Source organism: Streptomyces sp. NPDC002574, assembly GCF_042889545.1.
Taxonomy (GTDB): domain Bacteria; phylum Actinomycetota; class Actinomycetes; order Streptomycetales; family Streptomycetaceae; genus Actinacidiphila.
This window is the reverse complement of the sequence record NZ_JBIARB010000014.1, coordinates 226400-239154: the sequence shown is the minus strand read 5'-3', so window position 1 is coordinate 239154 and position 12755 is coordinate 226400. Positions and strand designations below refer to the sequence as shown.

Below are 12755 nucleotides of genomic sequence, written 5' to 3'. Positions count from 1 at the left end.
CGGCCGGCCCAGCCGGCCGGTGGGGCTACCCCTTCTTTTTCTTCTTGCCCTCGTAGGCGGCGATCGCCGCCTTGAGGGCTTCGAAGGACGGCTTCTTCGTTCCGTCGTAACTGCGCATCCCGTAGTACAAGGACCGGTCCTTCTTGTCCTCGGCGACCGCCTGGTCCTGGTCGGTGTACCAGAACATCGCGTCGACGTGCGGGTTGGCCACTGCCGCCGGGATCGTGTCGGTCGCGATCTCGGCCTGCCGGCCCTCGGTCACGTGCGTCGTGCCCGGAGGCGTCACCGTGCCGTCCGACACCGCACCGGGCCCGCTGGTCGGCGCCCCCGTCTCGGTCAGCCAGATCGGGATGTCGGGGGTGCCGTACTGGTCCAGGATCGCCACCAGATTGTCCCGGAAGCTGCTGATCCGCTCGAAGGCCGTACCGGTGCCGGGGGTCGCGCTGGGCAGCGTGGGGTAGTTGAACGGGTGGTACCCGACGGCGTCCACGTACTTGTTGCCGCCCAGCTTGCAGACGGCGGTCAGGAAGTCCGTCTGGGACAGCCTGCGGGACGCGGCCTCGGTCTTGGACACCGCGAGCCCGCCCATGACCACGTAGGCCTTGGAGTCGCCGACGCGCAGCGCCTGGCTCGTCGCCTTGAGCAGCTTGGTGTAGCCGGCCGGGTCGGGAGCGGGCCGCCAGAAGCCGATGTTCTCCTCGTTCCACACCTCCCAGGTGTGGATGCCCTTCGGTGCGTACCGCTCTGCGGCCAGCTTGGCGAAGGCGGCGAAGGTGTCGGGGTTGGCGGGTGCGCAGTTCTGGCCCGCCGTACAGGTCAACGGCCGCGCCCACTTCGGGGTGTAGGCGATCACCGGGAGGATGTTCAGGCCCCGCGCCCTGGCGGCGTCGGCGACCCGGTCGAAGCGCTGCCACTCGTAGGCGTAGGGCGAGTCCGGCTGGATGTTGTTCCACGACAGGTCCATCCGGACCCATTTGGCGCCGACCGCGACCGCGTCGTCGAGGCCCCGGGCCATGTCCGCGTCGGACTTCCAGGTCAGGGTGTCGCCGTACGAGATGCCCATCCGGACGTCACGCACACCGGCGGTCTTCGTCGCGGACGGCGTGGGGCTGTTGGCACCACCGGCCCGCGTGACCGGCAAGGACGCGGACGGCACGGATGCGGCGACGATGGTCGCGACCGCCGAGACCACGAACGCCACGAGCGCCACGAGAAAGCGTTGCCGTCTACTGGAATCCTTCACCATGTCCCTCAGCGTAGGCCAATCCCTCACAGCGTGTTCGGGCCCCCCACGCGTCCCGCGGTGCCCGGATCCCCGTGCGCACGCGGGGTCTTGGGTCGCCGAACAGGCACGCTCCGGAGGCCGCCGCGGGACCCCCCAGCCCGCGCGGCACCCCCCGTCGCCCGTCAGACGGTGTAGTGCCCGGCCTCCATCGAGCCCCACTCGGTGTCGCTCACCATGTACTGCTCGGGCGCCCGCTGGGCGGGCATCAGCGGCATCGGCTCGGGGCGCGTGGAGCGGTCGTACCACTGGGCCCGGGTCTCGGTGCGCAGCGCGTTGTCCCGGAGCCGGTGGCGGAACAGCTGAGCCAGGTTGGACACGCCGTCGGACAGCGCGTTGAGCTTCACCTCACCGCCGCGGGGCCGGTACTCGATCGGCACCTCCATGCAGCGGAAGCCTTCGCGCACAGCGGCGTTCTTGATCTCCTGGGAGAAACCCATGCCGTCGGAAGTCACTTTGAGGGTCTCCCAGATGTAGCGGCGGAACACCCACATCCCGCTCTGGGAGTCCTGGATCTCGCTCTTGAACAGCACCCGGCTGACCAGGCTGAGCGCGCGGTTGGCCACCGTGTGGGAGGGCTTCATCGCCGCGCGGTTCTCACGGCCGAGCCGGTTCGTGTTGAGGAACTCGACCTGGTGCTCGTCGACGATGCGCAGCAGTCTGGGGAGATCGTCGAAAGGGTAGGTGCAGTCGGCGTCGCCCGTGGCGATCACGTCGCCGGCCGCGGCCGCGATTCCCGCCTTGTAGGCGTTGCCGTAGCCCCGCAGCGGCTGGTGGATCACCCGCGCCCCGTAGGACTCGGCGATCTCCCCGGTCCCGTCGGTGGAGCCGTTGTCCGCCACGATGACCTCGACGCCCCATCCCTCCGAGGTGAGCTCCTCGAGCGGGATCGTCGCGAAGACGTGTGGCAGGTTCTCGGCCTCGTTCAGGGCGGGTATGACGATGGACAAAGTGGACACAGCAGGTTCCCCCCAGCTGGTGATATACGCAGACGCCACGGCACGAGGCCCGGCATCCGTGCTCTCACACCCCCCGCCGAACCCTCCGATGGCTTCGATCACTGTAGGCGACAATTAGCACAGGAGAACCACGGATATGGGATTGTAATCGAAAATCCTCGATCCCCACATGACACTTAACCTTCCGGACTCCGTCACTTCATCAAAAGATCGTCACCACTGCCCATAATTGACGGTCCATTAGCAAAAATCTGACGATTACCGCCATCGTCCTGCGACATCCGTGCGCGGCCCATGGAACGATCACGGAACGACCGGGGACGCGCCGCGGACGCACCGGGGCCCGCACCGCGGGTGGCGGTGCGGGCCCCGGAGACGGTGACCGGTGAAGGGTGACCGGACCTCAGCGGTGGTGCGTGGGCGAGACGGTGACCTCGACCCGCTGGAACTCCTTGAGCTCCGAGTAGCCCGTGGTGGCCATCGCCCGGCGCAGCGCGCCGAAGAAGTTCATCGAGCCGTCCGGCGCGTGCGACGGGCCGAGCAGGATCTGCTCGGTCGTGCCGGCGGTGCCGAGGTTCATCCGCTTGCCGCGCGGCAGTTCCTCGTGGGTGGCCTCCATGCCCCAGTGGAAGCCGCGGCCGGGGGCGTCCGTGGCGCGCGCCAGCGGCGAGCCCATCATCACCGAGTCGGCGCCGCAGGCGATCGCCTTCGGCAGGTCGCCGCTGGAACCGAAGCCGCCGTCCGCGATGACGTGGACGTAGCGGCCGCCCGACTCGTCCATGTAGTCCCGGCGGGCCGCCGCGACGTCCGCGACGGCGGTGGCCATCGGCACCTGGATACCGAGCACGCTGCGCGTGGTGTGGGCCGCGCCGCCGCCGAACCCGACCAGGACGCCCGCGGCGCCGGTGCGCATCAGGTGGAGCGCGGCGGTGTAGGTGGCGCAGCCGCCGACGATCACCGGGACGTCGAGCTCGTAGATGAACTGCTTCAGGTTCAGCGGCTCGTGCGAGCCGGACACGTGCTCGGCGGAGACCGTCGTGCCGCGGATCACGAAGATGTCGACGCCGGCGTCGACGACGGCCTTGGAGAACTGCGCGGTGCGCTGCGGGGAGAGCGCGGCGGCGGTGACCACGCCCGCGTCACGCACCTCCTTGATGCGCTGCCCGATCAGCTCCTCCTTGATCGGCGCCGCGTACAGCTCCTGCAGCCGCCGGGTCACCGAGGCGTCGTCCAGCTCGGCGATCTCGGCGAGCAGCGGCTCCGGGTCCTCGTAGCGGGTCCACAGACCCTCGAGGTTGAGGACGCCGAGGCCGCCGAGGTTGCCGATGCGGATCGCGGTCTCCGGGGAGACCACCGAGTCCATCGGCGCCGCCAGGAACGGCAGCTCGAAGCGGTAGGCGTCGATCTGCCACGCGATCGAGACCTCCTTCGGGTCCCGCGTACGGCGGCTCGGGACGACGGCGATGTCGTCGAATGCGTACGCCCTGCGGCCGCGCTTGCCCCGCCCGATCTCGATCTCAGTCACTGTCGCTATGCCTTTCCTCGTGTCCTGCCCGACCAGTATCCCAGGGAGGGCAGGCGAAAGCCCGCGACCGGGGAAGGCCGCGGGCTCTGCCGTGTGTCCGCCCCGCCCGGTGCGTCGCGCGCACCGTGCGGATCAGCGCCCGTGGTAGTTGGGCGCCTCGGTGGTCATCTGGATGTCGTGCGGGTGGCTCTCCTTGAGACCGGCCGCGGTGATGCGCACGAAGCGGCCCTTCTCCTTCAGCTCGGGGACGGTCGCCGAGCCGACGTAGCCCATGGAGGAGCGCAGGCCGCCGATGAGCTGGTGCGCCACCGCGGAGAGCGGGCCGCGGTAGGGCACCTGACCCTCGATGCCCTCGGGGACGAGCTTGTCCTCGGAGAGCACGTTGTCCTGGAAGTAGCGGTCCTTGGAGTACGACTTGGCCTGGCCGCGCGACTGCATCGCGCCGAGCGAGCCCATGCCGCGGTACGACTTGAACTGCTTGCCGTTGATGAACATCAGCTCGCCCGGCGACTCCTCGCAGCCCGCGAGCAGGCTGCCCAGCATCACCGTGTCCGCGCCGGCGGCGATCGCCTTGGCGATGTCGCCGGAGTACTGCAGACCGCCGTCGCCGATCAGCGGGACACCGGCCGGGCCGGCGGCCAGCGAGGCCTCGTAGATCGCGGTGACCTGCGGGGCGCCGACGCCGGCGACCACCCGGGTGGTGCAGATGGAGCCCGGGCCGACACCGACCTTGATGCCGTCGGCCCCGGCGTCGATCAGCGCCTGGGCGCCGTCGCGGGTGGCGACGTTGCCGGCCACCACGTCGATCCTGATGTTGGCCTTGACCTTGGCGACCATGTCGAGGATGCCGCGGCTGTGGCCGTGGGCGCTGTCGATCACCAGGAAGTCGGCGCCGGCCTCCACCAGCCGCTGGGCACGGAGGAACGCCTCGTCGCCGACGCCGACCGCCGCGCCGACCAGCAGCCGGCCCTCGGCGTCCTTGGCGGCGTTGGGGTACTTCTCCGCCTTGACGAAGTCCTTGACGGTGATGAGTCCCTTGAGCCGGCCCTCGTCGTCGACGAGCGGGAGCTTCTCGATCTTGTGCTTGCGCAGCAGCTCCATCGCCTCGATGCCGGAGATCCCGACCTTGCCGGTGACCAGCGGCATCGGCGTCATGACCTCGCGGACCTGGCGGGAGCGGTCGCTCTCGAAGGCCATGTCGCGGTTGGTGACGATGCCCAGCAGCTTGCCGGAGCCGTCGGTGACCGGGACGCCGCTGATGCGGAACTTGCCGCAGAGCGCGTCGGCCTCGGCGAGGGTGGCGTCCGGGTGCACGGTGATGGGGTCGGTCACCATGCCGGACTCGGAGCGCTTGACCAGGTCGACCTGGTTGACCTGGTCGTCGACCGAGAGGTTGCGGTGCAGCACGCCCACGCCGCCCTGGCGGGCCATCGCGATGGCCATGCGGGCCTCGGTGACCTTGTCCATCGCCGCGGACAGCAGCGGGATGTTCACGCGGACGTTCCGGGTGACCCGGGAGCTGGTGTCGACCTGGTTCGGCACGACGTCCGAAGGCCCTGGGAGGAGGAGCACGTCGTCGTAGGTCAGTCCGAGCAGTCCGAACTTCTCGGCTACTCCGTCGGCGTTCAGCGTCATGACACCTTCCCCATGGTCTTGCCCAGCGAGATGTTCAATGCTAATGGCTCTCGCGGGAAACCTTTTCCGGCCTTGACGCCGGCCCGTGGGGCCGGGAACCCGTACGGGACCGGAGCGGTGGGCTAGGCGCTCAGACCGCGGGCGGGTGAGGCTTCCTCCGCGAGCGCGCGCAGCCGGGACAGCGCCCGGTGCTGCGCCACCCGGACGGCCCCCGGCGACATCCCGAGCACCTGTCCGGTCTCCTCGGCGGTGAGCCCGACGGCGACCCGCAGCAGCACCAGCTCGCGCTGGTGCTCCGGCAGATTCGCCAGCAGGCCCTTCGCCCATTCGGCGTCGCTGCTGAGCAGCGCCCGTTCCTCCGGCCCGAGCGAGTCGTCCGGCTGCTCGGGCATCTCGTCGGAGGGGACCGCAGTCGAGCCGGGCCCGCGCATGGCCGCCCGTTGCAGGTCGGCGACCTTGTGGGCGGCGATCCCGAAGACGAAGGCCTCGAAGGGCCGACCCTGGTCGCGATAGCGCGGCAGCGCGCACAGCACCGCGAGGCACACCTCTTGGGCGAGGTCGTCCACGAAATGGCGCGCGTCACCGGGCAGTCGCGACAGCCGGGTGCGGCAGTAGCGTTCGGCGAGCGGGTGCACATGGGCGAGCAGATCGTGCGTCGCCTGCTCGTCGCCCTCGACGGCTCGACGTACGAGAGCCCCTATGGCTGTCTCTGTGCCGGTGGCCTCGTCGCGCATCCATCCATAGTGCCTCGCCGAAGCGCGCTCCGTGGCCTCAGGCGGGGGGTTGTGCTCCGAAGCGTTATGCGATGCGCCCTGTGGCGCGTTTCGAGGGACCGCACCGGCCGTAGTCATGTCATGCACCCGCCGCCCCGCCCGCCCGTGTCCCCGAGAGTCCATGCCTCAAGCATGCGCCCTCGGAACGGAAACCGGTACGAGCGGGGCAGCCGCACAGCCGCCCCACAGCCCATCGGCCCCTCGCCGCTCAACTCGACGGCCTAGCGCACCAGGCCCCAGCGGAAGCCGAGCGCCACCGCGTGGGCCCGGTCCGAGGCGCCGAGTTTCTTGAACAGTCGCCGCGCGTGCGTCTTGACGGTGTCCTCGGAGAGGAACAGCTCCCGCCCGATCTCGGCGTTGGAGCGGCCGTGGCTCATGCCCTCCAGCACCTGGATCTCGCGGGCGGTGAGCGTCGGTGCGGCGCCCATCTCGGCGGAGCGCAGCCGGCGCGGTGCGAGCCGCCAGGTCGGGTCGGCAAGGGCCTGGGTGACCGTGGCCCGCAGTTCGGCGCGCGAGGCGTCCTTGTGCAGGTATCCGCGGGCACCGGCGGCGACGGCGAGCGCCACCCCGTCCAGGTCCTCGGCGACCGTGAGCATGATGATGCGGGCCCCCGGATCGGCGGACAGCAGCCGCCGTACGGTCTCGACACCGCCGAGACCGGGCATCCGGACGTCCATGAGGATGAGGTCCGAGCGGTCGGCGCCCCAGCGGCGGAGGACTTCCTCGCCGTTGGCCGCGGTCGTTACGCGCTCGACACCGGGCACGGTCGCGACCGCGCGGCGCAGCGCCTCTCGGGCAAGCGGGGAGTCGTCGCAGACGAGAACGGAAGTCATGACCGTCCTCCGCAGCTGATCCGCGTCACGTTGAGCCTCCAGGCTGTACGAATCGTCACTGGTGGGGCTGACGGTCTCGGGCACCTGCCCGATTCGTTCGGCCGCCAACCACTTCCGCACCTTCAACGACCCTCACTCGAAAGAGTTACGGAGTTTGGGGACGGTCTCCCGCACACTGCGTGCCCGCTTCGCCACGCACCAGCAACACCGCAGGTCGTGGCAGTGGGCCCGATCGCAAAAGGAAGCGCGTCGGGCGCCCGGTTGCAGGACACCCACCCGCCGACCGGGGGGTCAATGTCAGATTTTGCCTGTTTGGCGGCTTTTTACCCGCATGGCGGGAGTTCGTTGGCGATTTTGTGATGAATCATATTTACATCTACTTGGACAGTAGATGTACCGTCGACATCACCTCCCGCAGAGCGTCTGGAGCGTCGCCTGGGAGGCAGTCCCGTGCAGCCCACCTCTCGAGGAGATGAGCAATGGCAGACTTCTCCCGCCTCCCGGGCCCCAACGCAGACCTCTGGGACTGGCAGCTGATCGCCGCCTGTCGTGGTGTGGACAGCTCGCTGTTCTTCCATCCGGAGGGAGAGCGCGGTGCGGCCCGGAGCGCGCGTGAATCGGCCGCCAAGGAGGTGTGCATGCGCTGTCCCGTGCGCGCCGAGTGCGCGACCCACGCCCTGACCGTCCGCGAGCCCTACGGGGTCTGGGGCGGGCTCACCGAGGACGAGCGCGAGGAGATGATGGGCCGGTCCCGCAACCGGGTCATGAGCTCGCACGCCCCCATCCACTGAGGAAACGTTTCCCTCTGCGGTCACCTCCGCGTCACGGCGCGGGCCGTGACCGGACGGCACCGGCAACCGGCTCCCATGGACTTCGGAGCGCGCCGGCCCCAGGCTGAGGAGCCATGGACCTCACCGGGGAATTCACGTTGGATGCCGGGATCACCTACCTGAACACCGCGTCGGCGGGTGTCGGCCCGCGCCGGGCCGTCGACGTACTGCGCACCGCTGTGACGGCCTGGTCCGACGGCAGCGACGACTGGGTGCGCAACGAACTCGTCCTGAACACCACGCGTGCCGCCTACGCCCGGCTGACCGGGGTCGCGGCGGACCGGGTCGCGGTCGGCTCCTCCGTCACCACCCATGTCGGGATGATCGCCGCGGGCCTTCCGCCGGGCGCCGAAGTCGTCCTCGCGGAGGGCGACTTCAGCTCCCTGGTCAACCCCTTCGCCTCCCGCCCCGACCTCACCCTGCGCACCGTTCCCCTGGAGGGCGTGGCCGACGCCGTACGTCCCACCACCGCGCTGGCCGCCGTCAGCGCGGTGCAGTCCGCGGACGGGCGCGTCGCCGACCTGGCCGCGGTGCGCGAGGCCGCGGACCGGCACGGGGCGCGCGTGCTGGTCGACGCGACGCAGGCGGTCGGCTGGCTGCCGCTGGCCGCCGGGGCCTTCGACTACGTGGTGTGCGGCGGCTACAAGTGGCTGCTCGCCCCGCGCGGGGTCTCCTTCCTTACCGTGCGGGAAGGCGCCGAGGACGGACTGTCGCCGCACTTCGCCGGGTGGTACGCGGCCGAGGACCCCTGGGACGACTGCTACGGGCCGGTGGCCCGGCTCGCCCGCTCCGCGCGGCGCTTCGACGTGCTGCCGCCGTTCCTGCCGTACCTGGCCGGGGCGGCCTCGCTCGGGCTGATCGAGGAGGTGGGCGTCGAGGCGATCGGCGCCCACGACACCGCACTGGCCGAGCGCTTCCGGGAGGGGCTGCGCGAACTCGGCCACAAGGCCGTGCCGCCGGGTGCGCAACGCTCGGCGATCGTGGCCGTCCCGGGTCTCGGGGACGCGGCGGAGCGGCTGGCCGCGGCCGGCATCCGCCTCTCGGTCCGCGCGGGCAACCTGCGGGCGGCGTTCCACCTGTACAACACCGAGGCGGACGTGGACCTGCTGCTGCGCGTGCTCGCGCGCTGAGCCGGAAAACGCCTCGCCGTGCGCCGGGCGCCCGCCTACGGTCGGAGGATGGAAGTGCACTCGGTCAACGTGGGACGTCCCCGGCCGAACCCCTGGAAGGACACCGGCGTCACGGGCATCGACAAGCGGCCCGTGACGGGCCCGGTGGCCGTGACCGCACCGGGCCCCAAGGGCACCGGCGCGGTGGGCCTGGCCGGCGACCGGGCGTACGACGTGAAGCACCACGGCGGCTCCGACCAGGCCGTCTACGCCTACGCCCGCGAGGACCTGGACCGCTGGGAGCGCGAGCTGGGCCGGGAACTGCGCGACGGGATGTTCGGGGAGAACCTGACGACCCTCGGCGTGGACGTCAACGGGGCGCTGATCGGCGAGCGTTGGCGGATCGGCGGCCCGGCGGGCCCGGTCCTGGAGGTGTCCTGCCCGCGCATCCCCTGCGGCACCTTCCAGGGCTGGCTGGACGAGGGCGGCTGGCTCCGGAGGTTCACCCGTGCCGCGCAGCCCGGCGCCTACCTGCGGGTGGCCGCTCCGGGCGGGATCCGCGCGGGCGACCCGGTGGAGATCGTCCACCGCCCGGACCACGAGGTGACCGTGGCACTGGTCTTCCGGGCGGTCACCCTGGAACCCGCGCTGCTCCCCTCGCTGCTCGCGGCGGACGCGCTCCCGGAGGAGATCCGGACGGCGGCGCGCAGGCGCACGCGGTCCCACTAGCCTGCCCGGCATGACGACTTCACTCATCACGGGAGCCACCGCGGGACTGGGCGCCGCCTTCGCCCGCCGGCTCGCGAGCGACGGCCACGCCCTCGTCCTCGTCGCGCGCGACGAGCAGCGGCTGGAGGAACACGCCGCCGAACTGCGCCGTACCTACGCGGTGACCGTGGAGGTGCTGCCCGCCGACCTGTCGACGGACAAGGGCATCGAGGCGGTCGAGGCCCGGCTGGGCGACCGCGAGCGGCCGGTCGGCGTGCTGGTCAACAACGCGGGCTTCGGCAACCGCGGTGCCTTCGGCGACGTGCCGATGGCCGACGAGCTGACCATGCTCAAGGTGCACTGCGAGGCCGTGCTGCGGCTGACCGGCGCGGCGGCCGCGGCCATGAAGGAGCGCAGGCGCGGCTTCGTCGTCAACGTGGCCTCGGTGGCGGCGTTCGTGCCGCGCGGCACGTACGGCGCGAGCAAGGCGTGGGTGGTCAGCTTCACCCGGGGCGCGGCCCGCGAACTGTCCGGCAGCGGGGTGCGGCTGATGGCGCTGTGCCCGGGCTTCGTGCGCACCGAGTTCCACGAGCGGGCCGGCATCGACACCGCCGGCATCCCCGCCTGGGCGTGGCTGGACGCCGACAAGGTGGTCGCCGCGGCCATCCGCGACCTGGCCCGCGGCCGCACGCTCAGCGTGCCCGACCCGCGCTACAAGGCCGCGGCGCTCGCCGCCAAACTCGCCCCGAGCGGGGCCTTCGGCGCGGTCTCCGCGTCGGCCGGCCGCCGCTTCGGCCCCGTCTACCCCCGGGACTGACGGGGCCGCCCGGGCGGGCGGCAGAAGCGGAAAAGGCCGAAGGCCCCCGTTCCCGGTGCGGGAACGGGGGCCTTCGGGCGCACTCAGTGGGAGTGGCCGTGACCGTGGCCGTGACCGGCCTCGGCGGGCTCCTCCTCCTTCTTCTCCACCACGAGGGTCTCGGTGGTGAGAAGCAGGGAGGCGATGGAGGCGGCGTTCTCCAGGGCGGAGCGGGTGACCTTGACCGGGTCGATGACGCCGGCCTTCACCAGGTCGCCGTACTCGCCGGTCGCGGCGTTGAAGCCGTGGCCCTTCTCCAGCTCGGCGACCTTGGAGGTGATGACGTAGCCCTCCAGGCCGGCGTTCTCGGCGATCCAGCGCAGCGGCTCGACCGCGGCGCGGCGGACGACCGCGACACCGGTGGCCTCGTCGCCGGACTTGCCGAGGTTGTCCTCCAGCACCTTGACGGCGTGGACGAGCGCGGAGCCACCACCGGAGACGATGCCCTCCTCGACCGCGGCGCGGGTCGCGGAGATGGCGTCCTCCAGACGGTGCTTCTTCTCCTTGAGCTCGACCTCGGTGGCCGCGCCGACACGGATGACGCACACGCCGCCGGCCAGCTTGGCGAGGCGCTCCTGGAGCTTCTCGCGGTCCCAGTCGGAGTCCGTGGTGGTGATCTCGGCCTTGATCTGGTTGATCCGGCCCTCGATCTCCGAGGAGTCGCCCGAGCCGTCGACGACGGTGGTCTCGTCCTTGGTGACGGTCACGCGGCGGGCGTTGCCGAGCACGTCCAGGCCGACCTGGTCGAGCTTGAGGCCGACCTCCTCGGCGACGACGGTCGCGCCGGTGAGGGCGGCGATGTCGCCCAGCATGGCCTTGCGGCGGTCACCGAAGCCGGGGGCCTTGACCGCGACCGCGTTGAAGGTGCCGCGGATCTTGTTGACCACCAGGGTCGACAGGGCCTCGCCCTCGACGTCCTCGGCGATGATCAGCAGCGGCTTGGAGGCGCCCGCCTGCAGCACCTTCTCCAGCAGCGGGAGCAGGTCCTGGATGGAGGAGATCTTGCCCTGGGTGATGAGGATGTACGGGTCCTCCAGGACGGCTTCCTGGCGCTCCGGGTCCGTCACGAAGTACGGCGACAGGTAGCCCTTGTCGAAGGCCATGCCCTCGGTGAAGTCCAGCTCCAGACCGAAGGTGTTGGACTCCTCGACGGTGATGACACCGTCCTTGCCGACCTTGTCGATCGCCTCGGCGATCAGCTCGCCGACCTGCTTGTCCTGGGCGGACAGCGCGGCGACGGCGGCGACGTCGTCCTTGCCCTCGATCGGGCGGGCCGAGGCGAGCAGCTCGTCCGAGACGGCCTTGACGGCGGCGTCGATGCCCTTCTTCAGGGACGCGGGGGAGGCGCCGGCGGCGACGTTGCGCAGGCCCTCGCGGACCAGCGCCTGGGCGAGCACGGTGGCGGTGGTGGTGCCGTCACCCGCGATGTCGTTGGTCTTGGTCGCCACCTCCTTCACCAGCTGCGCGCCGAGGTTCTCGTACGGGTCGTCGAGTTCGACCTCACGGGCGATGGTCACGCCGTCGTTGGTGATGGTCGGGGCGCCGAACTTCTTGTCGATGACGACGTTGCGGCCCTTGGGGCCGATCGTCACCTTCACGGTGTCGGCGAGCTTGTTGACTCCACGCTCAAGGGCGCGACGGGCGTCCTCGTCGAACTTCAGGATCTTGGGCATACCGGCGGAATTCCTCGTCTTTGGGTTCTCGTCAAAGACCGCGCCCCGGGCCCCCGGTCCGTGCGAGGACTCGGTGTGCCCGGGGCGTGGTCACGGCATTTCTCGGTTACGAGCGGCGCCGGATTTACTTCTCGACGATCGCGAGGACGTCGCGAGCCGAGAGGACGAGGTACTCCTCGCCGCTGTACTTGACCTCGGTGCCGCCGTACTTGCTGTACAGCACGATGTCGCCGACCTTGACGTCGAGCGGGATGCGGTTGCCGTCCTCGAAGCGACCCGGACCGACGGCCAGGACGACGCCCTCCTGGGGCTTCTCCTTGGCGGTGTCCGGGATGACCAGGCCGGAGGCGGTGGTCTGCTCGGCATCCAGCGGCTGGACCACGATGCGGTCCTCGAGCGGCTTGATGGCAACCTTGGTGCTGGCGGTCGTCACGATCCGACCTCCCCCTTCAAAGGGCTCACGGGAGTGTCTGTCTGGGGTGGCGACCTGGTAGGCCCGTCGTCGCGGGTGCCGGACCTGCCCGTCGCGTTTGTTGCTGGCACTCGACATGGCTGAGTGCCAGGTCTGACAT

General features: G+C 70.7%; 12 protein-coding genes. 4 read left to right on the top strand and 8 right to left on the bottom strand.

Annotated features, from left to right (window positions below; all coding sequences use genetic code 11):
• Positions 1–25 precede the first annotated feature (25 nt).
• From ACFYXS_RS31590 to ACFYXS_RS31565, 6 genes are all read right to left on the bottom strand, one after another.
• Entirely contained in the window at positions 26–1210 is a 1185-nt protein-coding gene (locus ACFYXS_RS31590) for a cellulase family glycosylhydrolase (protein WP_389254345.1), read from the bottom strand.
• 197 nt (positions 1211–1407) lie between these two features.
• On the bottom strand, positions 1408–2241 hold the full coding sequence (locus ACFYXS_RS31585; RefSeq protein WP_389254343.1) for a glycosyltransferase family 2 protein: 834 nt from the start codon (positions 2239–2241) through the stop codon (positions 1408–1410).
• A gap of 403 nt (positions 2242–2644) precedes the next feature.
• The gene (locus ACFYXS_RS31580; RefSeq protein WP_319658535.1) at positions 2645–3766 is read right to left on the bottom strand and encodes a GuaB3 family IMP dehydrogenase-related protein; all 1122 of its coding nucleotides are present in this window, start codon (positions 3764–3766) and stop codon (positions 2645–2647) included.
• A 132-nt stretch (positions 3767–3898) separates the two neighbouring features.
• Positions 3899–5401 carry an IMP dehydrogenase gene (guaB, locus tag ACFYXS_RS31575; protein ID WP_389254341.1) on the bottom strand — a complete coding sequence of 501 codons (1503 nt, stop codon included), beginning with the start codon at positions 5399–5401 and terminating at the stop codon, positions 3899–3901.
• A 122-nt stretch (positions 5402–5523) separates the two neighbouring features.
• Positions 5524–6135 carry a sigma-70 family RNA polymerase sigma factor gene (locus tag ACFYXS_RS31570; protein ID WP_389254339.1) on the bottom strand — a complete coding sequence of 204 codons (612 nt, stop codon included), beginning with the start codon at positions 6133–6135 and terminating at the stop codon, positions 5524–5526.
• Between the two features lie 260 nt (positions 6136–6395).
• On the bottom strand, positions 6396–7007 hold the full coding sequence (locus ACFYXS_RS31565) for a response regulator transcription factor (protein WP_003948568.1): 612 nt from the start codon (positions 7005–7007) through the stop codon (positions 6396–6398).
• 479 nt (positions 7008–7486) lie between these two features.
• On the opposite strand from ACFYXS_RS31565, the gene ACFYXS_RS31560 reads away from it, so the two are divergent.
• From ACFYXS_RS31560 to ACFYXS_RS31545, 4 genes are all read left to right on the top strand, one after another.
• Entirely contained in the window at positions 7487–7798 is a 312-nt protein-coding gene (locus tag ACFYXS_RS31560) for a WhiB family transcriptional regulator (RefSeq protein ID WP_389254337.1), read from the top strand.
• Positions 7799–7911: 113 nt separating this feature from the next.
• Positions 7912–8967 carry an aminotransferase class V-fold PLP-dependent enzyme gene (locus tag ACFYXS_RS31555; protein WP_389254335.1) on the top strand — a complete coding sequence of 352 codons (1056 nt, stop codon included), beginning with the start codon at positions 7912–7914 and terminating at the stop codon, positions 8965–8967.
• A 48-nt stretch (positions 8968–9015) separates the two neighbouring features.
• On the top strand, positions 9016–9675 hold the full coding sequence (locus ACFYXS_RS31550; RefSeq protein ID WP_389254333.1) for an MOSC domain-containing protein: 660 nt from the start codon (positions 9016–9018) through the stop codon (positions 9673–9675).
• A 10-nt stretch (positions 9676–9685) separates the two neighbouring features.
• Positions 9686–10471 (top strand): SDR family NAD(P)-dependent oxidoreductase, encoded by a 786-nt coding sequence (locus tag ACFYXS_RS31545; RefSeq protein ID WP_389254330.1) that lies wholly within the window; start codon positions 9686–9688, stop codon positions 10469–10471.
• Positions 10472–10554: 83 nt separating this feature from the next.
• Here ACFYXS_RS31545 and groL read toward each other — a convergent pair whose 3' ends face one another.
• Together groL and groES are read right to left on the bottom strand one after the other, a co-directional pair.
• Positions 10555–12183 (bottom strand): chaperonin GroEL, encoded by a 1629-nt coding sequence (groL, locus tag ACFYXS_RS31540; protein ID WP_389254328.1) that lies wholly within the window; start codon positions 12181–12183, stop codon positions 10555–10557.
• 124 nt (positions 12184–12307) lie between these two features.
• The gene (groES, locus tag ACFYXS_RS31535; RefSeq protein WP_018562788.1) at positions 12308–12616 is read right to left on the bottom strand and encodes a co-chaperone GroES; all 309 of its coding nucleotides are present in this window, start codon (positions 12614–12616) and stop codon (positions 12308–12310) included.
• Positions 12617–12755: the final 139 nt, after the last annotated feature.

Bases quoted from the DNA above. Each gene is read 5' to 3' on its own strand.
- ACFYXS_RS31565 (WP_003948568.1), bottom strand. From the start codon at position 7,007: ATGACTTCCGTTCTCGTCTGCGACGACTCCCCGCTTGCCCGAGAGGCG.
- ACFYXS_RS31545 (WP_389254330.1), top strand. From the start codon at position 9,686: ATGACGACTTCACTCATCACGGGAGCCACCGCGGGACTGGGCGCCGCC.
- ACFYXS_RS31555 (WP_389254335.1), top strand. From the start codon at position 7,912: ATGGACCTCACCGGGGAATTCACGTTGGATGCCGGGATCACCTACCTG.
- ACFYXS_RS31560 (WP_389254337.1), top strand. From the start codon at position 7,487: ATGGCAGACTTCTCCCGCCTCCCGGGCCCCAACGCAGACCTCTGGGAC.
- ACFYXS_RS31550 (WP_389254333.1), top strand. From the start codon at position 9,016: ATGGAAGTGCACTCGGTCAACGTGGGACGTCCCCGGCCGAACCCCTGG.
- ACFYXS_RS31570 (WP_389254339.1), bottom strand. From the start codon at position 6,135: ATGCGCGACGAGGCCACCGGCACAGAGACAGCCATAGGGGCTCTCGTA.
- groL (WP_389254328.1), bottom strand. From the start codon at position 12,183: ATGCCCAAGATCCTGAAGTTCGACGAGGACGCCCGTCGCGCCCTTGAG.
- guaB (WP_389254341.1), bottom strand. From the start codon at position 5,401: ATGACGCTGAACGCCGACGGAGTAGCCGAGAAGTTCGGACTGCTCGGA.